The sequence below is a fragment of the Microcoleus sp. MON2_D5 genome (genome assembly GCF_036701905.1).
Lineage (GTDB): Bacteria > Cyanobacteriota > Cyanobacteriia > Cyanobacteriales > Microcoleaceae > Microcoleus.
In genome coordinates, this window is record NZ_JAUBRM010000021.1 from 26,647 (window position 1) to 52,597 (window position 25,951).

At 42.9% G+C, this 25,951-nt stretch carries 20 protein-coding genes and 1 pseudogene; 12 read left to right on the forward strand and 9 right to left on the reverse strand.

Features of this window, described 5'->3' with window-relative positions; genetic code table 11:
• Nucleotides 1-34 precede the first annotated feature (34 nt).
• Together QUA47_RS09925 and QUA47_RS09930 are read left to right on the forward strand one after the other, a co-directional pair.
• A complete protein-coding gene (locus tag QUA47_RS09925) occupies nt 35-1,687 on the forward strand; it encodes a class I SAM-dependent methyltransferase (RefSeq protein ID WP_333430639.1) in 1,653 nt (550 codons plus the stop codon).
• Nucleotides 1,688-1,782: 95 nt separating this feature from the next.
• Complete coding sequence (locus QUA47_RS09930) at nt 1,783-3,063, forward strand: glycosyltransferase family 4 protein (RefSeq protein ID WP_006634596.1); 1,281 nt, start codon at nt 1,783-1,785, stop codon at nt 3,061-3,063.
• A gap of 549 nt (nt 3,064-3,612) precedes the next feature.
• On the opposite strand, the gene QUA47_RS09935 is transcribed toward QUA47_RS09930, so the two are convergent.
• Nucleotides 3,613-5,157 carry a response regulator gene (locus tag QUA47_RS09935; protein ID WP_333430640.1) on the reverse strand — a complete coding sequence of 515 codons (1,545 nt, stop codon included), beginning with the start codon at nt 5,155-5,157 and terminating at the stop codon, nt 3,613-3,615.
• The gene (locus tag QUA47_RS09940) at nt 5,150-11,083 is read right to left on the reverse strand and encodes an AAA family ATPase (RefSeq protein WP_333430641.1); all 5,934 of its coding nucleotides are present in this window, start codon (nt 11,081-11,083) and stop codon (nt 5,150-5,152) included. The genes QUA47_RS09935 and QUA47_RS09940 overlap by 8 nt, the downstream gene beginning before the upstream one ends.
• A 485-nt stretch (nt 11,084-11,568) precedes the next feature.
• On the opposite strand from QUA47_RS09940, the gene QUA47_RS09945 reads away from it, so the two are divergent.
• On the forward strand, nt 11,569-12,153 hold the full coding sequence (locus tag QUA47_RS09945; protein WP_333430642.1) for a DUF1802 family protein: 585 nt from the start codon (nt 11,569-11,571) through the stop codon (nt 12,151-12,153).
• A gap of 37 nt (nt 12,154-12,190) precedes the next feature.
• Here the strand turns inward: QUA47_RS09945 and QUA47_RS09950 are convergent, their stop codons facing one another.
• The 4 genes from QUA47_RS09950 to QUA47_RS09965 form a co-directional block, all read right to left on the reverse strand.
• Complete coding sequence (locus tag QUA47_RS09950; RefSeq protein WP_333430643.1) at nt 12,191-12,841, reverse strand: ABC transporter permease; 651 nt, start codon at nt 12,839-12,841, stop codon at nt 12,191-12,193.
• Between the two features lie 33 nt (nt 12,842-12,874).
• Nucleotides 12,875-13,336 carry a DUF29 domain-containing protein gene (locus QUA47_RS09955; protein ID WP_333430644.1) on the reverse strand — a complete coding sequence of 154 codons (462 nt, stop codon included), beginning with the start codon at nt 13,334-13,336 and terminating at the stop codon, nt 12,875-12,877.
• Nucleotides 13,337-13,389: 53 nt separating this feature from the next.
• Entirely contained in the window at nt 13,390-14,145 is a 756-nt protein-coding gene (locus QUA47_RS09960; protein WP_333430645.1) for an ATP-binding cassette domain-containing protein, read from the reverse strand.
• An 81-nt stretch (nt 14,146-14,226) separates the two neighbouring features.
• Nucleotides 14,227-14,784 carry an NUDIX hydrolase gene (locus QUA47_RS09965; protein ID WP_333430646.1) on the reverse strand — a complete coding sequence of 186 codons (558 nt, stop codon included), beginning with the start codon at nt 14,782-14,784 and terminating at the stop codon, nt 14,227-14,229.
• A 252-nt stretch (nt 14,785-15,036) separates the two neighbouring features.
• Between QUA47_RS09965 and QUA47_RS09970 the strand changes: the two genes are divergently transcribed.
• Entirely contained in the window at nt 15,037-15,309 is a 273-nt protein-coding gene (locus QUA47_RS09970) for a hypothetical protein (RefSeq protein ID WP_333283670.1), read from the forward strand.
• A gap of 440 nt (nt 15,310-15,749) precedes the next feature.
• On the opposite strand, the gene QUA47_RS09975 is transcribed toward QUA47_RS09970, so the two are convergent.
• On the reverse strand, nt 15,750-16,181 hold the full coding sequence (locus QUA47_RS09975; protein ID WP_333215988.1) for a hypothetical protein: 432 nt from the start codon (nt 16,179-16,181) through the stop codon (nt 15,750-15,752).
• Nucleotides 16,182-16,690: 509 nt separating this feature from the next.
• Between QUA47_RS09975 and era the strand changes: the two genes are divergently transcribed.
• The 8 genes and pseudogenes from era to QUA47_RS30965 all read left to right on the forward strand — a co-directional run bounded on the left by era (nt 16,691) and on the right by QUA47_RS30965 (nt 23,306).
• Nucleotides 16,691-17,602, forward strand: a complete 912-nt coding sequence (gene era / locus QUA47_RS09980; RefSeq protein WP_333165504.1) for a GTPase Era — start codon at nt 16,691-16,693, stop codon at nt 17,600-17,602.
• 182 nt (nt 17,603-17,784) lie between these two features.
• Nucleotides 17,785-19,335, forward strand: coding sequence for an ATP-binding protein (locus QUA47_RS09985; protein WP_333430647.1), 1,551 nt, complete (start codon nt 17,785-17,787; stop codon nt 19,333-19,335).
• Between the two features lie 364 nt (nt 19,336-19,699).
• Complete coding sequence (locus QUA47_RS09990) at nt 19,700-20,269, forward strand: hypothetical protein (RefSeq protein WP_333430648.1); 570 nt, start codon at nt 19,700-19,702, stop codon at nt 20,267-20,269.
• A gap of 13 nt (nt 20,270-20,282) precedes the next feature.
• The gene (locus QUA47_RS09995) at nt 20,283-20,474 is read left to right on the forward strand and encodes a hypothetical protein (RefSeq protein WP_333430649.1); all 192 of its coding nucleotides are present in this window, start codon (nt 20,283-20,285) and stop codon (nt 20,472-20,474) included.
• A gap of 55 nt (nt 20,475-20,529) precedes the next feature.
• Nucleotides 20,530-20,755, forward strand: a pseudogene (locus QUA47_RS10000) (DUF433 domain-containing protein); the annotation flags it as partial.
• A 58-nt stretch (nt 20,756-20,813) separates the two neighbouring features.
• Nucleotides 20,814-22,205 carry a hypothetical protein gene (locus QUA47_RS10005; RefSeq protein WP_333430669.1) on the forward strand — a complete coding sequence of 464 codons (1,392 nt, stop codon included), beginning with the start codon at nt 20,814-20,816 and terminating at the stop codon, nt 22,203-22,205.
• A gap of 478 nt (nt 22,206-22,683) precedes the next feature.
• The gene (locus QUA47_RS10010) at nt 22,684-22,923 is read left to right on the forward strand and encodes a DUF2281 domain-containing protein (protein WP_333283683.1); all 240 of its coding nucleotides are present in this window, start codon (nt 22,684-22,686) and stop codon (nt 22,921-22,923) included.
• A gap of 116 nt (nt 22,924-23,039) precedes the next feature.
• Entirely contained in the window at nt 23,040-23,306 is a 267-nt protein-coding gene (locus QUA47_RS30965) for a type II toxin-antitoxin system VapC family toxin (protein WP_445243762.1), read from the forward strand.
• Between the two features lie 630 nt (nt 23,307-23,936).
• Here QUA47_RS30965 and QUA47_RS10015 read toward each other — a convergent pair.
• Both QUA47_RS10015 and QUA47_RS10020 read right to left on the reverse strand, forming a co-directional pair.
• A complete protein-coding gene (locus QUA47_RS10015) occupies nt 23,937-24,854 on the reverse strand; it encodes an NAD(+) kinase (RefSeq protein WP_333283687.1) in 918 nt (305 codons plus the stop codon).
• A gap of 1 nt (nt 24,855) precedes the next feature.
• On the reverse strand, nt 24,856-25,833 hold the full coding sequence (locus tag QUA47_RS10020) for an NmrA family NAD(P)-binding protein (protein ID WP_190657002.1): 978 nt from the start codon (nt 25,831-25,833) through the stop codon (nt 24,856-24,858).
• Between the last annotated feature and the right edge of the window lie 118 nt (nt 25,834-25,951).

Consider the following 25,951-nt stretch of genomic DNA (forward strand, 5'->3'; position numbering starts at 1 on the left):
AAAGTAACCGTTCCAGATTCAAGGGTGAAAAAGTATGGATTCAAATTATGATCGTATGGAAGATAACATCTCCGATCAATTTACCGCTAAAAATTATTGGGAGACTAACCCAACAGCCGCAATTGGGAAGCAAGGTTACTGGTTGTCTAATCCCATTATTGAAGCAGCGATAAACCATCGGCTGTCAGGTGGTAAGGGTAATGGTTATTGGCTAAACTGGTTAGTAAATAAATTCTTCAACAAGCGACGGTTCGAGCGTCTTTTGTCTATTGGTTGCGGCGTCGGAAATCACGAGATTGTGATGGCAAAATTAGGATTAGCTACTCAAATTGATGCCTTTGACTTTTCAGAAAAATCTTTAGAAATTGCTAGAAAAGATGCAGCAGCAGCGGGAGTAGAGGTTAATTTTTATCAAGATGACTTTAATTTCTTTACGATTGATGAAAATAAAAAATACGATCTAGTTTTTTGCTCGGGTTCGCTGCATCACGTCAGAGAACTAGAACGATGTTTATCAAGTGTTCGGAAATGTTTAAAACCAGATGGATATTTTATTATCAATGAATACATAGGAGATTGCTACAATATATACAATCAAAATCAAGTGGATTTGATTAATCGCATTTACAAATGTTTTCACTACACGCTAAGGTCTGGAACAACTGAAATATTTGCAAGTCCAAGTATTGAGAGAGTATTCGCGAAAGACCCTTCAGAAGCAGTCCGGTCAAAGCTGATACTTCCGTTTTTAGAATTCTACTTTGATGTGGAAGTCTTGAATCTAGCCGGTGGGGGGTTACTTCACGAACTTTACCCTTTGTTAGATCACTATCAACTTTCAGACGGAGAACCCAAGAGTGAAACGATCGTCAAGTTATTGCTTGAGATTGAACAAATCTTAATGGCTGTACCCGGAGGACTATCAAGCGATTTTTGTTTGTGTATTCTGAGACAAAAAAAACCAAAAACAATGGAAATAATACCGCCTAAAATAGACTACGAAGAAGCTTGGGATAGCTACGCCCAAGAATGGAAAGACAATAATCCTGAACTCGCTTATTTGGGCGATGAATGGATAGGGAAAGGTGCCGGTGCGGCTAACTCGCTATCAGAATATGAATCCTTGATAGAACAGCAATTTATTGCACCGTACATCAAAAAAGAACATACGGTTTTAGAAATTGGTATCGGCGGGGGAAAAACCGGTTCGCTGCTGCTGAAATATTGCGATCGACTAATTTGTGCCGACATTTCCAGTCAAATGCTGCAAGCCGCCCGATCGCGCTTGGGGAGCGATCGCGTTTCTTACGTCAAACTCGACGGTTTAACATTAGACAGCATCGCCCCGTCCTCAGCCGATGCCTGCTTTTGTTACGATACAATGGTACACATAGAGCCGGTAGACATATTCAACTACCTAACTCAAATTCCCAAACTACTGCGGGGCGATCGAATTTGCGTCTTTCACCACGGCAATATTCTCAGCGAATTAGGGTGGCAAAAATTCGCCAGCGAGTGGGACAAAAACCTGCTGGGACGCAGAGACGGCACTGCATTTTCAGTTATGACTGATACAATTATGGAAAAATTTCTCACTCATTTAAACTATGAAATCATCCTGAAAAATACATCTTCAGTACCGCGAGATTGCGTCTGGATATGCAAAGCACCAACCCCCAATGAATAAAACCAAAGCTTTTTAGCCGAATCTAAATATTTTATTCCAACTAAGAACAGAAAACAGTCAACAGTCAACAGTCAACAGACAACAGACAACAGACAATGAAAGCATTATTTCTCCATCCCAACTTCCCCGCCCAATACCGCCACATTATCACGGCGTTAGGCGCAGATCCCAAAAATCAAATTGTTTTCGGCACTAAAAACGAGCGCCCAGAGTGGAACATTCCCGGCGTTCGCAAAGCAGCATTTACCCCCAGCCGGGAACCCCACGCGCAGACTCACCAATACGTCCGCCCTTTAGAAAGTGCCGTCATCTACGGACAAGCCGTATTTAGAATGGCAGAACAACTCAAAGCAGACGGTTTCGTACCCGATATTATCTGCGGACATTCCGGTTGGGGGCCAACATTATTTGTCAAAGAAGCTTTTCCAAATACGCCGCTTTTGTGTTATTTCGAGTGGTTTTATCATGCTATTGGTTCCGACGCAGATTTCGACCCAGCGGAACCTTTAACAGTTGACGATATGGCCAGAATTAGAATCAAAAATGCGCCGATTCTGATCGATTTATATTCTTGCGATTGGGGTGTCTCGCCCACTTATTGGCAGCGATCGCAATTTCCGCCAGAATTACAACAAAAATTATCCACACTCCACGACGGCGTAGATACCGATTACTTCAAACCAGACCCCGGTGCTAAACTGGTTTTGCCTAACTTAGACTTGTCTGGGGTGGATGAAATTGTCACCTACGTATCGCGGGGAATGGAACCTTACCGGGGTTTTCCCGAATTCATTGAGTCGATCGCCTATGTACAAGAACGCCGCCCCAACTGTCACGTCGTAATCGTTGGTTCCGAAAGAGTTTGTTACGGGCGTTCTTTACCCAACGGCGAGTCTTACAAAGACTATATGCTCAAAAAAGTACCGCTAGATTTGTCGCGAGTTCACTTTGTCGGGCCGCTACCTTACGGACTGTATTTAAAAGTAATTCAAGCATCCGACGTACACGTTTATTTGACCAGACCTTTTGTGCTGTCTTGGTCGATGATTGAATCTCTATCGACAGGATGTTTAGTAATCGGTTCCGACACAGGGCCAGTCAGAGAAGTTATCCGCGATGGAGAAAACGGTTTGCTAGTCGATTACTTCTCACCGAAACAAGTAGCCGATCGCATTGATGAAGTTTTAGACCATCCTACCCGCATGGCAGAAATTCGCATCAAAGCCCGTCAAACTGCCCTAGAACGCTACAGTTTAGCTAAAATGCTACCGCAACATTTACAACTAATTGAGCAAGTAGCCAATCGTTCCATGCCGCCTACAGTTGGTATGGAACCAGAACGGGAATTAGCAGCATCTTTTGCAGTGAGAATTTAGCAATAAAGTTGGTCAGCACTAAACCCCTGGTCATAAGCTCTCCTGTGCGGTGTAGTCGCACAGGAGGCTCCACCCACTAGACGATAAACATCGGAACATCTCGACGTTTTAGTTGCCAAATTAAATAGTTTGATAGCAGTCCGTTAATCCCTTCTAGGCTAGTCGCAAACTAGCTTCGAGAGCAATAATTTAGGCGTTGCATAATAGCGGGATGATTTTGATTTTTTTTGTGGGATGGGCGTCCCGCCCGTCCCGTGTATTTTCGGGCGTTGCATAATGGAAGTATGAACTGTCCTAAATGTGAATCCGCCCCAATCAGCAATAGCAATGGAGCATCTCATATTTGTAAAAATACTTCTTCTCCTTCCTTCTGCCTCCTGCCTCAAAACTCCAATTTCTAGCTTGGCTGCAAAAGTGAGATGCTACCGAAGGGTTCTATCCGTCTCTTACTTCATTACCTAAAGTATTGGAATATCCCCCTGCCTGATGGATTTTGATATAGTTGTGCAACCCTTAAAATTTATTGAATTCCCCTTCAGTTAAAATCAACTAAGAAATACCCAAAGCTGTTTCAGACATCGTAATTAAATTATTAGCAAAATTTTTCTGGTGAATTGGAATATCAATAATAAAGACTGCCCCCTGATTAGGAGCTGAAATACAATTGAGCTGGCCCCCGTGTTTATCCACTACAATCTGATGGGAAATTGACAGCCCAATACCAGTACCCTTCCCGATAGGCTTAGTAGTAAAAAATGGCTCAAATAGGTGTTGGCTAATTTCTTCGGTCATCCCAGGCCCGTTATCCTTAATATGAATTAACACCCGATTAGATTCCGTGACCTCCGTGCGAATGAAAATCTTAGAAGGATTAGCTTTCATTTCACTTAACGGTCGCGTCGTATTATAATCATCTATGGCATCAATAGCATTAGCAACAAGATTCATAAACACCTGGTTAAGCTGACCCGCATAACACTCTACCAGAGGCAGATTGCCGAATTCTTTAACCACCTCAATTGCAGGTCGATCGCCCCTTCCTTTAACGCGGTTATGCAAAATTAACAGAGTGCTATCAATACCCAGGTGAATATCCACCGGTTTCATTTCAGATTCATCCAATCGCGAGAAGATTCGCAGCGACTGAACAATTTCCCGAATTCGGTCTACACCTACCTTCATTGAAGTCAGCAATTTAGGTAAGTCTTCAACCAAAAAATCTAGTTCTATTTCGTCTATTTTATCTTCAATTATTTGCCCAGTCGCAGGGAATTCTTGGTGATAAAGATTGACTAGATCGATCAGATTTTGGGTATAATCATGGGCATAAGAAATATTCCCAAAAATAAAATTAACGGGATTATTGATTTCATGGGCTACACCTGCAACAAGCTGACCGAGAGAAGACATTTTTTCGCTCTGGACAAGTTTAGTTTGGGTCAATTGCAATTCACGAAAAGCTTTTTCTAAACATTGAGCTTGGGTTCGCAATTGAGCTTCCGATTCTTGCAATCCCGCCTCTGCTTGCAGACGCTCTTGAATCTCCTGTTTGAGCAATTGATTGGATAGAAAAAGTTCAGCCGTCCTTTCGTCAACTCGCCTTTCCAACTCCGATGCCAGCTTCAACAGCGAGGATTCCGCTTTGACACGCTGTTCGATTTCTGCTTGCAAGCACACATTTTGCTCTAGGAGTTTCTTCGACAAATTGCGGAGCTTCATGTGGACATTAACGCGAGCTAAAACTTCTTCATGCTGAAGAGGCTTAGTGATATAATCCACCGCACCCAGACTCAAACCTTTAACCTTATCCACCGTATCAGCAAGAGCCGTCATAAAAATCACCGGAATGTCTCTCGTTAAATCATTCGCTTTCAAACGGCGACAAGTTTCAAACCCATCTATTCCCGGCATAAGCACATCCAACAGAATCAGATCTGGCGCAGCATATGCGACCTTCTGGAGAGCACTTTGGCCATCCCTAGCTACCAATACTTTGAAGCCATAATCAGCCAAAAAATCGAACAGGACACCTAAATTAGTCGGAGTGTCATCTACGATTAAAATGGTGCTTGGTTCGGCAAGTTCACTACTCATTGGTTGTCGTCCTATATTGTTTAATAAACTGTAGGATTTGTTGTTCTTCAAATCCTTTCGCTAGCTGGCGCAGATGGGTAGCAAAGGGAACCCATTGCTCATTGAGTTGTTCGAGTTTTGCAGCTCGCTCCGCAATCCCTCGGAGATCGCCCATCATTGCTAGATCGAATAGAACGGCGATTTCCTCATCGGGGGGAGCTACAATTTCAGAACTTAGAGATTTTTTTTCTCCTTCGGCTTTCCTAATCTCTTCCTGATTTTCTTCATAAATCCATTCTAACTCTAAGTGAGTACGTAATTTTTCTAAAAGCTCCTCGATTCGTATGGGTTTCGGAATAAAATCATTGCAACCTACCTCGGCACTTTGTTGTCGATCGAAATCAAAAACGCTGGCAGAAGTAGCAATCACCACTAACTTAGTCTGACCTAGTGATTTGCGAAGCCGGCGCGTTGCTTCTAAGCCACTCATTACTGGCATCATCAAGTCCATTAAAATACAGTCTGGTTTAAACTCTGCTACCTTGTTTAAACAGTCCTGACCCTCCGTTGCTTCCAGAATTTCAAATCCTAACGGCTGAAGCATTCCTGCCATGATCGAGCGATTCTGCCACTTGTCGTCAGCTATGAGAATTCTTCGCTTTCGGCCTTTGAAACCAACGATTGTGTGGGCATTGGCTTTGGCTGCATTAGTCGCCCATTCCGATACCTCTGGCAAATCTAAATCGAAGAAGAAAATGCTCCCTTGTCCTAATGTACTCTTCACCTTTATTTCACCGCCCATCATCTGGACTAATTGGCGGCTAATTGCCAGTCCCAACCCGGTTCCTTCAACTTTCCGGTTGGCATCCCCTACTTGGTGAAAAGGCAAAAATATATCTTGCAATTGCTCTGGTGCCATACCAACTCCGGTATCTTCCACTTGAAACCGGATTTTGCCATCCTGATATCCTACTTTGAATGCTACCCCACCTTTTTCGGTAAACTTAATCGCATTGCCCAGTAAGTTGATTAAAACTTGCCGCAACCTTTTTTCATCACCCTGGACGGCAATAGGTAGTGGGGTAATTGCCTCGTAAATCAGGGAGATTCCCTTTTGTTCTGCCCGAATATTGCAAATTTCAGCCAGGCCTTCCAAAAATTCTGATAAATGGAAATTACTCAGGTGGATTTCCATTTTTCTGGCTTCGATTTTAGAGAGGTCTAAAATATCGTTAATCAGGGTTAAGAGGTGATCGCCGCACTGACTAATCACGTTCAGACTATCTTTTTGCTGCTCAGCCAAGTTTTTTTGTCGTTTGAGGATTTGCGTGTAACCCAAAATGCCATTAAGTGGCGTTCGGAGTTCGTGGCTCATATTAGCAAGAAACTCACTCTTGGCAGAGTTGGCTGCTTTCGCTAATTCTTCTGCTTTTTGTAAATGGATATTTTTTTCTTGTAACTGTTGCGTTCTTTCTGCCACCTTCGCTTCTAAAGTAGCGTTTGCTGCTTCCAAATCGTTATAAAGACGGGCATTTTCAATCGAAATAGCTGCTTGAGAAGATAAAACTTGTAAAACTTCTAAACGGTCGGGAGTAAAAGCACCAGTTGTGAGATTATTTTCTAAGTAAAGAATGCCTGTAAGTTTTCCTTGATGGATGATGGGAGTACATAATACTGACTTTGGTTTTTGGTTGACGATATAAGTATCCGCCGTAAATGTTCCCTCACAAGTCGCATCGCTTAATACAACATTTTCCTGAGTTCGGGCAACATAGTTAATCAAAGATATGGGTAGTTGCTGACTATTTTCTACGGGTATTGTTTGCAGCACTTCTACATCGCTATCTACGGTTCCATAGGCCTCTATTAGTAAACGTCCCGCTTTTTCTAAAATGAAAATGCCACTTTGAGCGCCCGCATTCTCGATCGCAATTTTCATCAATTTTGCTAATAAATTAGTCAACACAATTTCGCCAGAGAGAGCTTGAGAGGCTTTGATGACAGTCGCTAAATCTAGAGATCCTGCACTCCCTCCACTTGTCGAGGTAGTGTTCATTGTGACCTGGCTACGTTGAGTTTCTGGCTTGGCTATCCGCAAAAATATTTGAGGATATCGGGCTTCTAAATCTTTGACTATAGCTTTCGCTCCCCAGCGACTATATCCGTAGTAAGCATCTGTTAAATAAATCCGAGCAATTTTATCTTTATCGCGGTAAAAATAAAACTCTGCGGCAAGTTCGTTAGCTAATGCTTCTTCTTGGATATATCCATGTTTTTTGGCTCCTGCTATGGCACGATCGTAATAATCGCTGGCTTCTAAAGGTTGTCCTAACATCCGCGCTTTTTCTGCTTCTACTAAGTCATACTTATGCTGGAAATTGCACGGTGCATAAAATGCCCAGGTCTGTAATTTTTCTTGATTTGCTGTTAATTCACTTAGGTATTGTTCTTTCTGGCTTAGTTCTGCTTCGGGATACAGTGCTATGAGGGCAAGAGAATAGTATAAGTTGTAGATACTCATGTGCATTAATCCTGCACCGGTGTCGGCATATTTTAATGCTAAATGGGCACTCGACACTGTTTTATCGGGTTCTTTAAATAGATAAGAGAGAATCATTTTGCCGACATAATAAGCATAGAGCAAAGTCCCAGTGTTAGACGCCTCGATTCCTGGCAGTAGTTCTTCTTCATTAAAACTTTCACCTAGCAAAAAGTATTTATCTGAGTTTTTGTCGAGGAGATTGTCAACTATTTGCTGGTAAATTTTAATAAATAAAGTATCGTATTCTTGTTTGAGTTTAATGGTTAGGGCAACATACTTTGCCTGTTCCTGCTCAACTTTCTGTAGTTCCCCACCGCTGAAAAATAACTGATTGCAATAATTGACTGTACTGTGACAAGCATATTCTAGATCTCCAGTTTCCACACCACTTTGAATGGCATCAATCAAAGGTTCTAGGGTAGTATTAAGCGGCTCTTTCCAAAATCTAATCAGACAATTAAATACACAAAATATTTTCGATTTCAGGGTGATTGAGTTAAATTTTTCTAGGAGCAAAATAGCTAGTTTACCAAATTGATATCCAGAATCTATGTCTCCTAATCCTCCACAGAGTAACACTCCATACCACACATAAGCAACAGCGACTTGAGGCGAATTTCCATACTTAATAGACAAGCTTATTTTTGTATAAAGAATCCGCGGAAAAATCGCTGGATTTACAACAAAAGCCGGCGTTGTCATGATATTTAATATCCGCATAGCTGCGAGCTTATCGGGAGCTGTCATTGGCGGCAAGTTAGCTAAATCATCAAAGATTAGTTCTTGAGGGGGTTCTTGCTCTAGGCGAACTCCAAACCTTTCTAGAACGGTGATCCCATTATCTATAGCTGATTGCATCCTATTTTGAGACATCTCTAATTGAATTTTCAGCTCGTAGACCTTGGCTTTTTCCAGAAGGGTTTTCGCTTGTGTCAGGCTCGTCTCACAAAGCTGTTGCGATCGCTCATAATTAGTGTTTATATATTCAGTTTCTGCTGCTTCCAGATGCAGGTTAAACGTCAGCTCATATTGACTCTCCCAGCTATTCTCCGCGAGTAATCCTAAACCCACATTCAAATATTTGACAGCCGACTCATAAGCTGTGGCAGCTTTGGCTTTCTGTCCGGCGATCAGATTCAGTTCTGCCAACTCATATCTTTCCAACTCTAAAGTGATTAAATCCGTTCCATAATTTAGTTGGTTAACCAGTGCAAAGATATTTTCTTTTCGTTCTTCAGGGGTTGTGGAATTCAGCAGTAGTTGACCAATTTTTCGGTGAGTTTCTTTTTTCTGAGCCTCGGGTATCAGAGAATAAGACGCCTGTTGCACTCGGTCATGCAAAAACTTGTAGGTGACATTAAACTGCTCCGTTGAGTTTTCTGTAGATATTTCCGATTCAAATAGCAGGGGGATTTTGTAGGAATTATTTAGTGGCAGAACGAAACCCGCTTGTAGCGCTTCCCATAAATCCCTTGCCGTCTCTGACTGAGATTTTTTATTAGCAATTGCCAAAACGTCTAAACTAAATTTCTCTCCTATACAGGCAGCTAATTTTAAGACATTCTGCGTCGGGGACGATAGCTTTTGAATTTGGCTGACCATCAATTCGACGACATTATCGCTGATATCAATGCCTTGAAGCAGTTGGATATCCCATTGCCAACAAACTCGATCGAAATCAAAGGATAGAAGTTTGTCTTGATAAAGGGATTTGAGCAGTTGAGTTAAGAAGAAGGGATTTCCCTGGGTTTTCTTAAAAACTAACTCAGCCAGGGGTAAAACTTCGGAAATGTGACTGCGAAGAGTTTCGCTCACTAATTGGTTAACATGAGAGAGTTCTAAAGATTGGAGGATAATATTATTTACTCTTGCCCTAGTATTTTGAATTTGCTCTAAGGTATAAATTAAGGGATGAGTGGCACTGACTTCATTATCTCGATAAGCCCCAATTAATAGCAGATATTTACTATCTGGATCGGTCATAATTAGCTGGATAAGCTTGAGGGAAGCCGAATCTGCCCACTGCAAGTCATCCAAAAATATCACTAGGGGGTGTTCGGGTTTACTAAACACCTGTATAAATTTTTGAAAAACTCGATTAAATCGGTTTTGAGATTCAGTGTGTCCCAAAGTCGGAACCGCAGGCTGTGGATCAATAATCTTTTCTACTTCGGGAATAACCTCAATAATAATTGACCCATTGGCACCAAGTGCTTCGAGAATTTTAGCTTTCCAAATTGCTATTTGAGCAGAATTTTCAGTGAGCAGTTGCCGCATCAATCCTTGAAATGCTTGAATTAAAGCAGCATAAGGAATATTCCGCTTAAACTGGTCAAATTTACCGGAAATAAAATACCCTCGTGCTCCGACTATAGGTTTATCAACTTCGTTAACTAAGGAAGATTTGCCGATACCTGAATAACCGGAAACTAGCATCATTTCCGTTGTCCCACCACTGACGCGAGCGAAGGCTTCTAGCAAACTAGCAACTTCTCTTTCCCGTCCATAGAGCTTTTGCGGAATCATAAATTGGCTGTAGGAATCTAGTTGACCTATCATAAAGGGGAAAATCTCTCCAGCCGAAAGCATCTGCTGGCAGGTTTCCAAGTCAATTTTTATTCCGAAAGCACTTTGATATCTATCTTCAGCAGTTTTAGATAATAATTTCATTACAATTTCAGAAACTGCATCCGGGATTTCTGGATTCAGCTTTTTAGGTGGTATGGGTGCTTTAGCTATATGGCAATGAACGAGTTCTAGGGGGTCTTTTGCGGAAAAAGGTAGCTTACCCGTCAGCATTTCATAAAATGTAATACCAAGGGAGTAAAAGTCGGTACGGTAGTCCACTGACCGGTTCATTCTGCCGGTTTGTTCCGGTGATATATAAGCAAGAGTTCCTTCTAATAAGTTTGGATTTGTAACCGTTTGATTTTCTCGCTCTAAAAGAGAAGCAATGCTAAAATCAATAATTTTTACTTCTTTTGTCTCTGAGTTAATTAGGATATTTGAGGGTTTAATGTCTTTATGGATTACATTACTGTGATGAATTTCTCCCAGAGTTTTTGCCAACTGAATTCCGATTTTGAGAAAGGCGTTTATAGCCAAGGGTTGATTGTTAAGAAAATCTTTCAAAGATTGACCGCTAAAATTTTCTAGTATCAGCGCTAAGCCGTTATGATAGTTTTCTAAGGCTATGGGTTTGACTATTCCTTGACTGTCTAAATGTCGGAGTATTTTATGTTCGTGTCTTAATCGGGAAATTTCTTCGATTGTCGGATGCTCAGCTTTGAAGGTTTTGATAATTGCTGAGGTTCTATCACTCTCTTTGATGCCGCGATAAATAATAGTATTGACACTTTCGTAAATAGCTGCGCTTAGGTTGTAACCCAAAATAGTAATGCTCATGTGCGTAATTTCACTAATAACAAGTTTAAAAGCAGGCGGTATTTCAGTAGGTCTACTGATATTTATGACAGAACCGAATTAAAAAACAATTTTCAATGCACTATAAATAAGTATAATCAAAGCTTTTTGAAGAATATTTAAATTTTAACAAATCTCAATATGGTTGTTTGGTAGTTAATATGCGAGAATATAAAAATTTTATTAAATGTTTAAGTAAAGTCCTGAAAAAATTCACGGCAAAATTGCTGCATATACCGATGTGATAGTAGAGGATAGCTGGGACACAGAAGAGACGATTATTTTATCGGTTAGAGTAATAAATAAAACAGCAGTTGGCCCACTATGTAGTCCAACCAATTATTGTCTTTATCAAAATAAGGTAGTCCTACATAGTCACGACTACCTTATTTTAACAGGAAAAAATGGCTGTACTTGCTTGAAAATACCGATTTTTGTTATTATTGTTAAAACTCAACTAAATTCCTATGAAATCAACTACTAGGGCGCTGAAAGAATGGAATGTAGCAGTTAATGCTTTGGAACAAGGTCAAACGATTGTGCTGTTGCGGAAGGGGGGAATTCGCGAGCAAGCAGGACAGTTCAATGTCAATGAGAAACAGGTTTTGCTGTATCCAACTTTTGAACACCAACAGCCTGATTTATTAAAACCGGATTTTGCGAGTCAGGTAAAAACTGTAGAATCTGGTTGGCATCCGGAAAATATTAGAATTGGCAGTTGGGCTGAGATTACCGATGTTTTTTTGGTAGCTTGGGAACCGGCAATTAATGCGCTATTTCCTTACCATATTTGGAATGAAAAATTTGTCAGCGATCGCCTGAAATGGAAACAAAATCAGCCAATTTATATTTTATTGCTGCGGGCTTATCGCCTTGCAGAAAGCCGCGAAATCCCCTACACTCCTGAATACGGCGGTTGCCGTTCTTGGATCGATTTGGCCGATGCTATTTCGCTGGAGGGAAGCCAAGCTGTTTTGAGCGATCGAGAGTACATTGAACGCTCAAGTGAAATCCGCAATCTGATAGCAAATCCTGCGACTGCTTCCGGTTAGCAGATAGTGACAACGCTGACAGATGGCACTCAGGATTTTACTCATCATTAATAGTTTTTAAGGTACTTTTCGAGAGGCGCGCTTCTACCAAACCCAGCCCAAAATCCGCAGCTAAGGCCATTAAAGCCGCCGGAATTGCCCCAGCCCAAAGTAACTGATTGTTGACGGTAGCCACGCCCCGAAAAATAAATACGCCCAAGCCGCCGGCACCAATTGCAGCCGCAATGGTTGCCAGTCCGATCGCAATTACTGCGGCAACTCGCACGCCCGCCAGAATCACGCCCAGTGCCAGGGGAATTTCCACTTGCCATAACAGTTGCATATCAGTCATCCCCATGCCTCTTCCTGCTTCCGTAATCGCTGGATCGACGCCGACAATACCAGTATAAGTATTGCGGATAATTGGCAGTAAAGAATACAGAGTGAGGGCGATAATTGCCGTGTTATCGCCTATTCCACCCACTACCGGCACCGGGATTAGCAAGCCAAACAAAGCTAAACTGGGAATTGTTTGCATAATATTAGCAAATCCCAAAATGGGCTTTTTCAATTTTGGTTTTCTCGTGACTAAAATCCCGAGGGGAATCCCCACACTAATAGCGATAAAAATTGCAACAGTTACTAAATATAAATGCTCGGTGGCGCGCTGAATTATCTCAGCGCCATAGCGGTTGATAAAAATTATCATCGGGTAATTGGTTATTCCTGATTGCTGTCAATCTTATAAATCATTTTCCATTTCAGGACTTTGTTCACCAGGATAGAAGCGAGAGTCCAGAATTTCTTCTAAGGTGTAAAGGCAGTTTTGAGGAAATGTTTTGAGAGGTAAATCTGTTTCTCCTACTGCCAAATCTCTACCGTTTTGATAAGCTTCTTGGAAAGCTTCTTGCAAGTAAGGTTTCAGACTGGGGTTATCTTGTATCAGTCTCTGAGTGTCCCGCCGCTGCACTCGAATTGTAGACCGCCACCTCGGACTGCGCTGCTGGGGCTGATATTGCCACTTCAGCAAATGTCCCAGCAAAATGCTCAAACGATTTCTAAGCTCTTGACGTTCCTGTTTGCCCAAAGATTCAATCTCCTCAATTAAATTTGGCAAGTCAAGTTGACTCCACTGACACTTGCGAAGTAACTTGGCTTGTTCTTGCGTCCAAGCATAGAAGTCTGTCTCGTAAAGACTGTGCATCGTTTGATTATCAGCTTAGTTACTAAAACTATATTATCAAACTTTTGCTAATATCATTCAAATCTAGCTACTTGCAAACATTCAAGAAATGCGCGAGCTTCTGGATGGTGAGATTTTAGAAAATTATCGGGCGATGCCACTTCAACCAACCGTCCATCTTGCATCAAACCTATTCTAGAAGCTAACAAAAAAGCTTCTTGAATGCCGTGAGTCACAAAAATCACAGTTTTGCCGAGTTGCTGCTGCAATTGACCGAATTCTCGCTGCAATTCCAGACGAGTAATGGGGTCTAAAGCACCAAACGGTTCGTCCATTAACAATATCGGAGGGTCAGCCGCCAGTGCTCTAGCGACGCCTACCCGCTGCCGCTGTCCGCCAGATAACTGATGGGGATAGCGTTTGGCGAAGTGCTGGGGGTCGAGGTTGACTAATTCTAACAGTTGGCGGACGCGAGATTGAATACGATCGCCCTCCCAACCTTCCAATTTCGGCACTAAACCGACGTTTTGCTCGACGGTAAAATGGGGAAACAAACCAATTTCTTGAATCACATAGCCAATTTTTCGGCGCAGTTGAATTGGGTTCCACTGAGTTGTCGGTTTTCCCATGACAAGAACTTCACCGCTGCTTGGCGTTAGTAAATTGTTAATCAATTTCATGGTAGTAGTTTTACCACTCCCGCTTCGTCCCAGCAATACTAAAACTTCTCCTTGCAGCACTTTGAAATTGAGTTTGTCTACTAAATGCCTGCGGTTGAGGCGATATGTAACGTCGAGGCATTCGACAGCAACTTCATTATTGAGAGGCATGATTAGTTTTGGTGATTTTGGTTTTGAGCAACTTAAAATCGGCGACCCTCGGAAAACAATTCCTAATCTAAAATCTAAACTCTAAAATCTAAAATCGACTTGATTTTGCCATTCTAGCAGTAAGGCTCGACATTGGAGGCAAGTTAATTTTTTGAGCAAGTCGCGAATTCCGTCTGGGGTGACAGGATATTCAGCACCGATCAGTTCGGGGTTTACTGTTGCTGTAGGGTGCAATTCTGCAACAAAACCGTAGAGTTTTTGATTGGAGAAGGAACTGTTTATTGCCCAGCCGACGGTGTTAATCGGTTCGATGCGGGCGATCGCGCTTTCTGTCACGCCTAGTTCTTTTTTGAGTATAGCTGGAACTTCCGCTGCTGGCGTGGCTTCCGCTTCTACGCGACCGCCGGGAAAATCCAGGGTTGCTTCTGCCACACCGGGGCGATACATCGGTGGCGGAAACAGCAATTTGTCAGCTTGAATGGTCAAGATTACAACTGAATCAGCTCTTTCTACTCGCCAATATTCTACTGTTTTTCCTTCTGTTGTTTCGAGATGTTCCGCGATGAGTTTTACCCAACGAGAGTTGATTTCTACAAAGCGGTCTAGAGTTTTCCACTGGGATTTTGCAGTTTGGTTCATGTCGGAATTTTTTAAATAAATCAGATGTTGCTTGCTATGGTAGGCGATCGTTGCCGAGCGCAACAATCGCCGATCGACCTTTTCAGCTTTGAACCAGTTTTTTCCTCTCGATTGTAAATTTTTGCTACAACCCTACACATTCGCCTAGATAATTCGGTAACATACACTACAGAATAAAAGTTTATCTGCGCCTTCGCTCTGGGTTGTTTCAACCAGGCACTGGTGCAGGCTCTTAGCTCAAAAGGAGTAGTTATGCAACTGCAAACAGATATTCGTACTTGGCAATCCCAAGCAACGCCAGGAAGCTTCGCCAGTGTCCGCGACTGGGAAAAATTTGGCTGCGCCGTACCTGCACCAAAATTGGCTCCTTCTATGTGGGTTAAATTGTTCAATCCGCCAACAGCATTCAGCTTTGACGAAGCGTGGCTGTTGTGTGAATGTTCTGATGACAAGTGGCTAGCTTGGATTCCTGATTATGGCGAAATTTTACTGAGTACACATGAATTTTGCGCTACTAAATCCTGAATTACGCAGACAAACTTTCATAAACCGGGTGTTAAAATCCATATCCCTCGGGTTCCACGGGATATTTTGGACAAAAGCTGGTTTCTGCGTAATTATGTCGTTTGCAGTGAGGAATGCAAGTCCTCAAAGTTTGATAAGGACTTGCATTCCTCTCTGCAAACCCCTTATATGATGTCGTTCCAGCGGACATCAGATAAGTCCTAATAGAGATTAATTGAAATTTCGCTAACAAAAAGAGCAATAGAAAACCTATTGCTCTTTTTGTTCAAAAACACTCTCTAGTTTTTATCTGTAGATAGCGGAACTTATATCAAGTGGTCTCGATTGACCCCCATATCGCTGCGGTGACGGGTTTACTGTATTGATGCTCGCATGGAAGATATTGGTGAACCCGCCCTTACAGCAATTACGGTCAATTTAGCCGTCATGATATTGCTGGTTTATTTGCAAACTGCACGGTTATTTACGTTTCTAACAATCGTGCCTGCTCTGCCATTAATCCGAACCGGGTTCTTAGTGCTGGCTCGAATCAAGAGAGGCTGTTTGGCGAGACATTCTCTGATTGATGTTGCCCAGGCGGTGAGAGCTCCGGTGTATTCTGTACGACCCGCTGGGGCGCGAAACTGATCGGTAATTAGGAAATCCGAGGTGATGCTAGTGTCAGTACCAACATTGGTAATAATTGGAAAGTCAAAGGCTCTGGGCAATGTTCTGTCCTGGATTCTGCCCGGTAGCAACTGGTATTTCATTGAGCCACCCTTGTAGTCAAAATCTACTTGAGGGCTTGTGGGAGGGCTTGTTTGAGCCAACCCAGGAACAGGCAGGCTGGCTACCAAAACGGTGCAAAAACTCCAAAATAATTTCGATTTCATCTGATTCATCTCCTCAACTTTATGACGATTAGCACTAATTAGGTAGGCTCTAAAAACAGTAGCCTTTTATGAAAAAAGCGCCTCATGATATTGAGCTTTTGAGTTTGAGTTTAACCTACCTAATTTATTACCAAACATTCTCAAAAATGTTATAACTGGTTGGCCTGACAAACTGTAGAATAGTTTCAGTTGAGTTAGAGATTTACACATCTGAAGTTGTTACAGCATTTGGGAGTCGGTTTTACCAGAATGATTCATTTTTGAGCGATGTCATTGGAACTTTATCAAATTTTGTCTCAGATATCAAGTTTTGCCGATCGCCTATCACGTTTTAACACTGGTTTGCGGCTCGATCGAGCTTTGACTGTTGCAAGGTATACCAAAGCGAGAAAGATGCTAGAGTGCACCAATGGGCGTTTGAGTATTTTCAGGCGACAATAGACAGAGAAGGGGCTTGAAAATAGGTGATTTTAGTGGAAGATAGTAAATTTATCGACGTATCGGACATTATGGGTGTTCCCGCAGCTCCGGCGGGTTACAAATCCGGCTTTGTGGGTATTGTCGGACGCCCGAATGTCGGAAAATCAACGCTGATGAATCAGTTGGTGGGGCAGAAAATTGCCATTACTTCGCCGGTGTCTCAGACGACTCGCAACAGGCTGCGGGGCATCCTAACGACACCGGAAGCACAAATTATTTTTGTAGATACTCCCGGAATTCACAAGCCGCATCACCAATTGGGCAAGGTTTTGGTGCAGAATGCCCGCACAGCGATTCAGTCGGTGGATGTCGTGCTGTTTGTGGTGGATGGTTCGGTGGAATCGGGAGGGGGCGATCGATATATTGTCGAAATTCTCAGCAATTGCAAAGTTCCGGTGATTTTGGGGATGAATAAGTTGGACGAACAACCGGAGGATTCCGTGTTGATCGATCGAACTTACGAGCAAATTGTCAATCCTGAGTGGCCTGTAGTGAAATTTTCGGCTCTCACGGGCGAGGGTGTCGAGCCGCTGCAACAATTGTTAATCGAACATTTGGACGTTGGGCCTTATTATTATCCGCCCGATTTGGTGACTGACCAGCCGGAACGCTTTATTATGGGCGAATTGATTCGGGAACAGATTTTGCTGCTGACGCGGGAAGAAGTGCCGCATTCGGTAGCAATTGCGATCGACATCGTTCAAGAAGAAGCGAAAATTACTAGGATTCTGGCGACAATTCACGTCGAACGGGATTCCCAAAAAGGCATTTTAATCGGTAAAAGCGGCAGTATGCTCAAGTCGATCGGCAGTGCGGCGCGAGAACAGATTCAAAAGTTAATTGAGGGCAAAGTATATTTGGAGTTATTTGTCAAAGTGCAGCCGAAGTGGCGGCAGTCTCGCACTCGTTTGGCGGAATTGGGCTATCGCGTGGAAGAGTAAAACTTTGGCAGTTGGCAGGTGGGGTTCTTCCGTTCTATGAATCAAGAATCGAGCACGACTTTCGCTCTGAGAGAGTTTCATCGGGGCCGGAGAGTCGGTACAAACCCCCGCTTAACAACTAGAAGGCCATTCCAACAACAGTACACTAAACTGAGAGCAGCCCCATTCGCCCCAGTTGACCTATGCCGCGTTGGTTCAATACTGCTGGCCCCTGCCAAGAAGACATTCATTACGCACTGTCGCCCACGGTACGCTTACCAAGCTTAGAACGGTTAATCGCTCAACGCAACTATTTCGTCATCCATGCACCCCGGCAAGTGGGGAAAACCACCGCCATGCTGGCGTTAGCCAAACAACTCACCGAAAGCGGACAATACACCGCCGTGATGCTGTCGGTAGAAGTCGGCGCACCCTTCAGTCAAGACATCGCGAGTGCAGAAGAGGCTATTTTGGGGGCTTGGCGAGATAACATTTCCGTCCGTCTCCCACTCGAACTGCAACCGCCTGACTGGACAGCGATGCAATCGGGACAGAAAATTCGGGCTGCTTTACAAGCTTGGACACAAGTTTCATCTCGTCCTTTGGTGGTTTTCATCGATGAAATTGACGCACTACAAGACCAAGCTTTGATTTCTATTCTGCGCCAATTACGCGATGGTTATCCCAATCGCCCGAAAGCGTTTCCGCAATCGGTGGGTTTAATTGGTTTGCGGGATGTTCGCGATTACAAAGTGGCTGCGGGGGGAAGCGATCGACTCAATACATCCAGTCCGTTTAATATTAAAGTGCGATCGATTACTCTGAGAGATTTTAATGCAGAAGAAGTCGCCGAACTCTACGCGCAACATACCGAAGATACCGGACAAGTTTTTACACCTGAAGCGGTAGCCTTAGCTTTTGAACTGACTCAGGGACAACCTTGGTTAGTGAATGCTTTAGCTAAGGAAATTGTAGAAGAATTAGTAACAGATGAATCTATAGAAATTACACCACAACATATTTTAGAAGCCAAAGAAATTCTCATAAAACGACAAGATACGCATTTAGATAGTTTGGCAGAACGACTGCGAGAAAACAGAGTCAAAGCCATTATCGAGCCGATGCTAGCCGGACGAGAATTGCCAGAATCTTCTAATGACGATCGCCAATACCTCGTAGATTTGGGCTTGCTCAAACGAGATCCAGCCGGGGGTTTAGTCATCGCCAATCCGATTTATCGAGAAGTGTTGCCGCGAGTTTTGGCGCAAGGGCCGCAAGATAGTTTACCGATTATCCGTCCGAGTTGGTTGAACGATCGCGGCGAACTACTACCAGATGCACTCCTGCAAGCGTTTCTCGCGTTTTGGCTACAGCATGGCGAACCGTTACTCAAAAGTGCGTCTTATCCCGAAATTGCACCGCATTTAGTGTTGATGGCGTTTCTGCATCGGGTGATTAATGGTGGGGGAACATTGGAGCGAGAATATGCGATCGGACGCGACAGAATGGATTTATGTTTGCGTTATGGTGAGGTAACATTGGGAATTGAACTGAAGGTTTGGCGAACTCGGAAAGTCGATCCGTTGAGTAAAGGCTTGGAACAGTTAGATGGATATTTGGCTCGATTGGGACAAGATGAAGGGTGGTTGGTGATATTCGATCGACGCGAGAATGCGATCGAATTAGAAGAACGACTGAATACTGAAATTCATCTGACACCAATGGGGCGAACCGTTACAGTTATTCGTGCGTGAAGAAGTTGTGATGAATGTCTCGATTTTCCCGATCGCCGAAAGTGTGCGATCGACTCTAAATGCTCTCTAATCTAAAATCTAATATAGATAGGTTTTTTCAATGCGGCGGCTTAAGTGATTGAGGCGAATCGTGCGGGGAACTCGATCGAGGAATGGAGATTCCGATGGGGAGTAAGAACGGGTTGACATACATCATCAAGCTGCGGTATTATTCGATTATATCAAGTATTGTAACGCAACTGCGAATTATAAGTTGGACTGCTTTATTTCTGAATCTCGACCCTGTTTCAAAGCTAGGGGTGGGAAATTTCTGTTAACGATCAACCAATGCTGAATTAGGTTGTAAGGTTAAGTGACGAATTGTATGGATACTTCAGTAGTTGTTGCTTTAATAGCTGGTGCTGTTAGTGCTGTCGGATGGATAGTCAATCATATACTTACCGATCGACGCGATCGTATACGACAAAGAACAGAAGCTTCGTTAAAACACGTAGAAAGACAGCTTGAGGAATTATATGGTCCAATGGCTTTTCTTCTTTATGAAGCTCGTCGAACGTATCAGGATCTCCTTGATACGCTAAAAAGGGATTATGTTTTTATAAAAGGTAAACCACTTCCTGAACAAGAACTTAAAACTTGGCTGTTCTGGGCTGAAAAATCTTTTCTACCTAGAAATGAGCAGATTAAAGAATTGCTAACATCTAAAACACATTTAATTGAAGGAACTCGTTTTCCCGATAGCTATGTTGCTTTTCTAGATCATCAAAACTCATGGTCAATCCAACACAAGCGATGGAAGGAGGAAGGTGTCGAATATTCGTGGCATTCAAAAATTAATTGGCCTGTTGATTTTGAGCGGGAAGTGATAGAAACTTTTGAGCTTTTGAAAGCTAAACATACAGCACTGCTTGGTAAGCTTACCCAAAATAAGTAAGCACAGTCCAACCTTGCGTTGGCTCCGACTGCATCAAGTGTGTTTGTGGGTAATCGGGACGATCGGCAGCAGCTCAACTTTATCCTTATCTCGCAAACACTGCCTGACTTTGGAAATGATTCGGAAGCTCGATCGAGAGCTTTACCTACAGAAAATTGGTAGAATACATAGATACCAGCGATCGCGCACCCATGCAACAAGCTAGTATATCCAATCTTTTCGCCAAACCTCAAACGAGGAGATTCTCAAAAATTCCCACTCTGAACTACCGAAACCACATCACGATCGAAGCAAATAAACGCGGTGGTAAGCCCTGTGTACGCGGCTTGCGAATTACGGTTTATGAAGTGCTTGAGTACCTGGCTTCCGAGATGACTGAAGCAGAAATTCAAGGGCGATTTTCCCGATTTGACGCGAGAAGATTTAAAAGCTTGCATAGCTTATGCTGCTGATCGTGAGCGTCGGTTTATAACCGCAACCTTATCCGAGTGTGACGGCTTAAGTGCTAAGGTAGCTGAAGAATCACAATATTTAGTTTTATCTAATGAACAAGTGCGTTTCCCAAAAATATTTGACACTAAATCGAAAAATCGATCTAAATTTTACATTTGAACAATGCGCCGTACAGACAGTTCAGTCCATTCCAACTATTCATAATGAAGAAAGTTTTGAATTTGGTTATCTACAACTGTCAATAGAATTTGAACTCAAGGACTATGAATCATGGGTCGATGCCCCAATATTTGTTCGTCCAAAATATTTAAGCTTGTTAGGTATTATCTCGTTTCTAGTAAGCGAGCTATTTACGGTTTTCAAAACAGCTCCATTTTCAACAGCTAGTGCCGATATATCATTAGACGAGCTAAAAGTTGGACAACAAAACAGACTGATAATAGATGATGTTGATTTAACAGATAATCTCAATGAATTTCTCGACAAGTTAGAAAAGTTAAAAGAACATGAAAAAAGCTTTTTTTTCTCCTTATTAGATAGATGGAGAAAGGCTAGGTATATGGAAGAGGAATCTGATGAGAGCTTTCTTTATGAAGATGAGGCGACATTATCTTACTTCCATGTCTTAGAGCTTCTTGGTGATGTATATTCAAAAGATCTTTTAATGAAAGCTAATGATCTGATTAAAGATTTTAGCAATGCATTTAATTCAAGCATTTTATCTTTGCATGTGAATGCATTAGAAAGTGAGAATAATGCTAAATCCAAACTCCTGGCAGGAATATTAATTAAAGATATTTCCGTAACCTCAAAAATTTTGTTCTTTTTGAAGCATTTTAAACTATATGATAATAGGATAGCATTTTGGATAAGAAATCTTGTAGAAGCTAGAAACAGCGTTGCACATGGAAGACGGGTGCATTACGAAAAGGCTATCTTTCCAGTCAAACCTTTTTTCCCTTTGATATCAAACAATCTCTACCCTTTGGAGTTTTTAAGGATTTTAACTGCCAAAGCAATTTCATCCCATATCGGTATTTCTCTATATAGCAAAGAGTGGAATGAGATTAAAGATTGTCTCATAGATGATGAATTTGTGACCAAAGTCTTTTTGCAAGAAAAATTTAAGGATAAGGAAGACTTAAATAACGATGAAGAAAGAATTGTTTTTGGAGGAGTAAACTATCATTTGCTTGCAAATAAGTTAAAGCCTGAATCATCCATAGGTTTTTATAAATTCTATCTTGACACTGAAGCTGAAAATGAAAATTTTCTTGCTTCTAATGCTGAAGCTCTAGTTATATTGTTTGAGACGATCAGAGAACAGAACTTTGAGGAAGCTTTAAAGTCAGCTATTATCAATATCCATCGATTAGATTGCAATCCACATGGACGATTTAGAGATCTGCGATATTTTCTTGACTTTCATAATTTCAAGTCGCCAAAGTTGGAAATATTAATAGCTAATGAGGTAGTAAGATGAAGAGACTCAAATGCGAATGTAAGATATTCGCGATGGAAATCTATTGCAAGTTGGAGCACAATATCAAAAACGAACATCGCTAATCTAACAATAAGCAGTGCGATCGCTGATCTCGTAAGTTGGGTTGAGGTGCGAAACCCAATACCCACAGCCTTCAGCCAGCACTGAGCACTAGGCAATCACTACTCACGCATGGGTGACAGATTCAAGCTAACAACGCCCATGCACACCGACCGCCGAGAGTTTATCGGTATGGTGCAAAGTTCATCTGCGGCGGGTGATGGGCACCGTTATATCGTAAACGCTGCCTGACCTTAGAGATGATTGGGAATCTCGATCGAGAGCTTGACCTACAGAAAATTGGTAGAATCAATAGATACGCTTCGATCGCGCACCCATGCAACAAGCTAGTAGATCCAAAAAAAAGATGTTTGTGTAAATCGTTAAAATAGTACCAAAAATAACCAAGGAGAAACCCATGTTAACCCTAGAAATGGCAATCCAAAAAATCCAACATTTTTCCCCCGAACAACGCAATAAAGTTATTGAATTTATCGAATTTCTAGAATTTCAAGCCAGCCCAACTAAAACGATAGAACCAAAAAAAGATGACTCCAATCAAGAACAATCCTTTTTTGAGCTAGCGGGAATCTGGGAAGAAAAAAATATCACTCTAGACGACATTCGCAAAGACGCCTGGGGCAAAGAAAACCAATGATTTTGTGTGACACCAATATTCTCATCGAATTCTATAAAAACAATACCGCCATCATTCAAGAACTACGACAAATCGGCAGCCAGAACTTAACCATTAGCATTATCACCAGAGCATAACTGTACTATGGCGCACTCAACAAAAACGAACTAAACCGCATTCAAAAACACCTCGACTTATTTCAAAATATTCCCATCGATCGACTCATCTCAGAGCAATTCATTCAACTCATGGCGCAATATTCCCTAAGCCATAAACTCACAATTCCCGATGCCATGATTGCCGCCACCGCCCTAACCCATAACCTTAGCCTTTATACCCTAAACCTCAAAGATTTTCGCTTTATCCAAGGCTTAAAAATATATGAATCTTCCCTGTCCCCATGACCCAAACCGAAGCAGTGGGGTAACAGCTTCAGCGCACCGAACAATTCAAAAAAGGCTTGCTGCAAAAAATGTTTGTGTAAATTAGGGAATAGGGAATAGAAATAAACTCCATTTCGAGAGAAATCGGAGGCAATGAGGTGGTTAGCCGAGTTCGGTAGGAGAGAGGAATTAAGCAAGTCCCGATTGATGAAGTCAAAAACGACCTGTCAGGTTATTTGCAAGTTGCCGACAAGGAAAGGGAATCAGCATTGAGGCAATGAAGGCGAAATATAACAACCCGAATGCAGCGGACGGACGAGAGTCGCTGTGCTGAGTCCTGAGATAGCTACCGCCACTGATTGGGAGCGTTATCTCGCAAACGCTGTCTGACTTTGGAGATGATTCGGAAGCTCGATCGAGAATTAAGGATTCCGGTAGATAAATGTCGCCCTACATTACCCACACTAATTGCTGCTTTATTCTACGATTTATCAACAGATAAAGAAATCAAAATCCCTTCAATCGGTGAAAAACGGGAACGGGAATTGCGGTCTCCTATAGCTAGGACTTGATATGACATCTACGAGCAAGCCAACTGGTTGAGCCAACAATCCCCGTACCTTGATAGTCGGGGAGTGTCAACAACAACTATCATGGCAACTCAACGGAACTCGGTTTAGCAATGTGAGGCAAGCCCCAGCCTAATTTTTCCCGCAAAATGTGGAAAAACTCAAAAGATTGCACCCGAATAAACCGGGCTTGGTATGGAGCTCGCTCGACTTGCACCCAATCTTCAGGCAGAACATAACATCCGCCGTTCCCGTCTACCACCATTACCAGGCGGTTGGGACTCGCTGGCAAAATCTTGACCGGCTCGGTGTTGGAAAACACCAAAGCCCGCGAAGCCATTGAATGCGGGCAAATAGGCAGCAATTGCAGCACCGGCACTCCGGGAATGATGACAGGGCCGCCGGCAGAAAGGGCGTAAGCTGTCGATCCTGTGGGAGTTGCGATGATGACTCCATCTGCCGCAATGTCAATAGAGGCGTGCTGACCGATCGCCACTTCAAAATGACACATACAAGTCAGCGGTTCCCGGTGCAGCACCATTTCATTGAGACAAAGAGCTTCCCAGAGGCAGTCGTTTTCTCGAAACAGCCGCACCGCCAGCATCGATCTTTCTTCTATTTCGTATTCTCCGGCGATTACCTTTTCCAAAGCTTGCGGCAGCAAGTTCAGGTAAGTTTCTGTTAAAAAGCCCATGTGACCGGTATTGACAGTCAGCAGCGGCACTCCAATCGGAGCGACTTGGCGAAATGCCGACAGCACCGTACCGTCGCCGCCCAAAACCACTGCAAACTCCATGTCGCTGTCAAAACCGGGGGGGACGAGTTGGTCGATCGGATTGTGGCACATCGGGCGATCGGGGCTAGAATAGCCCAGAATTCCTCCGGAACCAGAAACCGAGCAAACCTCCCAGCCGCGGGCAGTCAGCTTGTCTTCCAACTCTGCGGCGATGCGACAAGCCACAGGTTTAACATCGTTGTATATAATTCCTGCTTTCGGCACTTTAAAATGTAAAGGGCATTTTTTGTTTACTCCGTTTTTTAGTTTTAAGCTGCTCGTACTCTATTTCCTTGAGCTTCTTCATAATCAGATTAAAGTATTCTTCGAGATAAGACTCCAAAGTAGTAGTTTCTTTGGGGTCGATTCCGAAGACACTGTAAACGTCATCCATCGGAGCTTTCAAGGGTTTTCCGGCTGCCAAAACTTCTGAAAAAGCCAATCTGTCAGCTACGTTCCAACTCCACTGAAAGAACTTAGCAAATTGACGAGTAGCCTTCAACAAGGCGTCTGGGGTGCGCGTAATTTTAGCTTGCTTCCCTGACAGCCGTTCGCACAACCGCACGATTTCGTCAGCATCCCAAGCGCGATTTCCCACCACCGGAAAGCTTTTTTTCTCGGTTTCAGGAACGGAAAGGGCCCGGACGGCAAATTTAGCAACGTCCTGAGTGTTCATGTAGGCAAGGGCGGATGGCTTGTTGGGCAGCCAGACTGCCTGATTGTCCAAAATCGGCATTGCATACAGGCTCAGCAGTCCTTGCAAAAAGCCGCAAGGTCTCAAGATTGTGTAGTCTAGACCGGATTCTGCTAAAAACAATTCGGTACAGCGCTTGATTTCCAACAAGGGGACTTGGGGATATTTCTCCGCATCGAGAAAGGAAAAGAATATGTAACGCTTGATGCCTGCTGCTGCTGCTGCTTGGATCAGCGATACTTTTCCGTCCCAGTCTACTCTTTTGATGCTGACAGAATCGGCTGCACTCGCTGTTGCTGCATCGATAATAGCACTGACGCCTTCTAGGGCCGGAGGCAGACTGTCTGGCTGGCAAAGGTTCCCCGGTACGAGTTCAGCGCCCCATTCTTTCAAAAATGCAGCTTTTCTGTAACTTCTGACTAAACAGCGCACCTGGTAGCCCTCGTCTAGGGCGCGGCGGGCTATTTGGCGGCCGAGAGTGCCGGTGGCACCTAAAATCAATAAAGTCATCTAGGGATTAATTATGAATCTTAAACTTTCAATAAGATGGTATCAGGTTTTTGTTAAGTTTGTTATAAAAACTTAACAAAAACCTGAAATTTTCTCATTTTAGGCTTGAGATATTCGG

Bases quoted from the DNA above. Each gene is read 5' to 3' on its own strand.
- QUA47_RS09950 (WP_333430643.1), bottom strand. From the start codon at position 12,841: ATGATAATTTTTATCAACCGCTATGGCGCTGAGATAATTCAGCGCGCC.
- QUA47_RS10010 (WP_333283683.1), top strand. From the start codon at position 22,684: ATGTTAACCCTAGAAATGGCAATCCAAAAAATCCAACATTTTTCCCCC.
- QUA47_RS09970 (WP_333283670.1), top strand. From the start codon at position 15,037: ATGCAACTGCAAACAGATATTCGTACTTGGCAATCCCAAGCAACGCCA.
- QUA47_RS10005 (WP_333430669.1), top strand. From the start codon at position 20,814: ATGAACAAGTGCGTTTCCCAAAAATATTTGACACTAAATCGAAAAATC.
- QUA47_RS09960 (WP_333430645.1), bottom strand. From the start codon at position 14,145: ATGCCTCTCAATAATGAAGTTGCTGTCGAATGCCTCGACGTTACATAT.
- QUA47_RS09990 (WP_333430648.1), top strand. From the start codon at position 19,700: ATGGATACTTCAGTAGTTGTTGCTTTAATAGCTGGTGCTGTTAGTGCT.
- QUA47_RS09935 (WP_333430640.1), bottom strand. From the start codon at position 5,157: ATGAGTAGTGAACTTGCCGAACCAAGCACCATTTTAATCGTAGATGAC.
- QUA47_RS09930 (WP_006634596.1), top strand. From the start codon at position 1,783: ATGAAAGCATTATTTCTCCATCCCAACTTCCCCGCCCAATACCGCCAC.
- QUA47_RS09945 (WP_333430642.1), top strand. From the start codon at position 11,569: ATGAAATCAACTACTAGGGCGCTGAAAGAATGGAATGTAGCAGTTAAT.
- QUA47_RS09925 (WP_333430639.1), top strand. From the start codon at position 35: ATGGATTCAAATTATGATCGTATGGAAGATAACATCTCCGATCAATTT.
- QUA47_RS09965 (WP_333430646.1), bottom strand. From the start codon at position 14,784: ATGAACCAAACTGCAAAATCCCAGTGGAAAACTCTAGACCGCTTTGTA.
- QUA47_RS09940 (WP_333430641.1), bottom strand. From the start codon at position 11,083: ATGAGCATTACTATTTTGGGTTACAACCTAAGCGCAGCTATTTACGAA.
- QUA47_RS09975 (WP_333215988.1), bottom strand. From the start codon at position 16,181: ATGAAATCGAAATTATTTTGGAGTTTTTGCACCGTTTTGGTAGCCAGC.
- QUA47_RS10020 (WP_190657002.1), bottom strand. From the start codon at position 25,833: ATGACTTTATTGATTTTAGGTGCCACCGGCACTCTCGGCCGCCAAATA.
- QUA47_RS09985 (WP_333430647.1), top strand. From the start codon at position 17,785: ATGCCGCGTTGGTTCAATACTGCTGGCCCCTGCCAAGAAGACATTCAT.
- era (WP_333165504.1), top strand. From the start codon at position 16,691: ATGGGTGTTCCCGCAGCTCCGGCGGGTTACAAATCCGGCTTTGTGGGT.
- QUA47_RS09955 (WP_333430644.1), bottom strand. From the start codon at position 13,336: ATGCACAGTCTTTACGAGACAGACTTCTATGCTTGGACGCAAGAACAA.